At 38.8% G+C, this 1,547-nt stretch carries 1 protein-coding gene and 2 pseudogenes; all 3 read left to right on the top strand.

The genetic code is table 11. The features are described 5' to 3' along the window. Nucleotides 1-151, top strand: a pseudogene (locus RM529_RS17265) (conjugal transfer protein TraK); the annotation flags it as partial. Between the two features lie 51 nt (nucleotides 152-202). After that, nucleotides 203-1,132, top strand: a complete 930-nt coding sequence (gene traM, locus RM529_RS17260; RefSeq protein ID WP_133642539.1) for a conjugative transposon protein TraM — start codon at nucleotides 203-205, stop codon at nucleotides 1,130-1,132. Then, nucleotides 1,129-1,547: pseudogene (locus RM529_RS17255) on the top strand (DUF4138 domain-containing protein); the annotation flags it as partial. The gene traM and the pseudogene RM529_RS17255, both read left to right, overlap by 4 nt.

Below are 1,547 nucleotides of genomic sequence, written 5' to 3'. Positions count from 1 at the left end.
AATCAATAGAGGTTCAATAATCGACACCTACGAGCTGGTTTCTACCGGAAACTTGATTATGGTTGACCGAAACTTTCCCAACAATCCACACGGACTTTTGATTACCAACTATTTCGAAAACACCTTAAAGAAAATATCAGATGAAAACTGAGCCGACCTGCCTACCGTCAGGCAGGTAATCGGCACTTAAAAACTCACTCTTATGAAAGTAGAAAAAAACAAGATTGTATTTGCAGCGGTATTGGCCGTGATTTTCATATTCCTTATTTCCTATTCGGTAATGGTAATGGGCGATGATGAAAGTGAAACGGAAAACCTTAAACAGACATTAGTTCCCGATTTGGAAAAAGACCAAAAAGAGTATGATTCCAAACTGGATGCAATTAACGACTTGAAAAAAGTACGTGAAAACAATGCACCCAGCATCTATGATGAAAAGCTGATTGATTCCTTGGGATTTTACGACCCAGATTTACCAGAACGGGAAAAAGAACGTATCGTAGATAGTATCTATGAAGCTGGCAAAATTCAATATTCCGAAAAGCGATACCAAAATTTGGGACAGAAAAGAACTGCTCGCAAAGTGGTATCAACAATAGATTCTGCTGAAGTAAAGCGGGAACAAAAAATCCAAGCTAAAGAACTGGGCTTGGAACATCAGTTGTTCTTCGCTGCTGCACCGAAACCCAATGAAATTTCAATAATCGGAAATACAGATGAAACAATTTACGTGGTAGTAGATGGCGACCAAGTTGTAAAAGCGAATACCAGATTGCGAATGCGCCTGACCAAAGCTGCTACCATCAATGGTAAGCTGATGCTCAAGAATACACCTGTGTTTGGATTTATCAGCTTTCAGCCTAATCGGGCTTTAATTGAAATTGAAAACATAAAGCACCATCCCACAAAACTCAAAGCTTTTGATTTGTCTGATGGTAGTGAAGGCATCTACGTAGAGAACAATTTTCGGGCAGAAGCCACCACCGAAGTCTTGGACGATATTATTGGCGATATCAACATACCCACAGTACCGCAAGTAGGTGGTGTTACAAAAGTGTTAAGGCGAAGCAACCGAAACGTGAAAGTTACGGTATTGAACAATTACAGATTAATTCTAAAACCTAAATTATGAGAACATTTATCCTAATATTGGCGGTGTTGATTTCCGCTTCCGCGAAAGCACAACAGCAACCCATACCACTCGACACTATTTATGCAAACGATACCAAAAACGTTGCGCTATTTTTTCCTGAGCCAATCCGTCAAGGCATAACTGGTTCAGACAATTTTGTTTTTACATACAACCGTGAAAAAGAACAGTATTTTGGGCTTCTTCAAGCAAAGCCTGGGAAGGAAAGTAATTTGCTGGTAGTCAATAGAAATGGTTCAATTTTTTCGTATATTGTAAGGTATAAAAAACAGCTTTCTAAGCTCAATTATTTCATTCCGCTATCCAATAGTATCGGTAATGAAAAACCGTTTGTAAAGGATTCGGTTCTTGTTGAATCTTCTGAAGAACTTGTAGATAACAGCACCTATTATTACCA

The organism is Autumnicola edwardsiae, assembly GCF_031846505.1.
Classification (GTDB): Bacteria; Bacteroidota; Bacteroidia; order Flavobacteriales; family Flavobacteriaceae; genus Autumnicola; species Autumnicola edwardsiae.
Note: the sequence above shows the minus strand (reverse complement) of the source record. Positions and strands in the feature narration are given on the sequence as shown.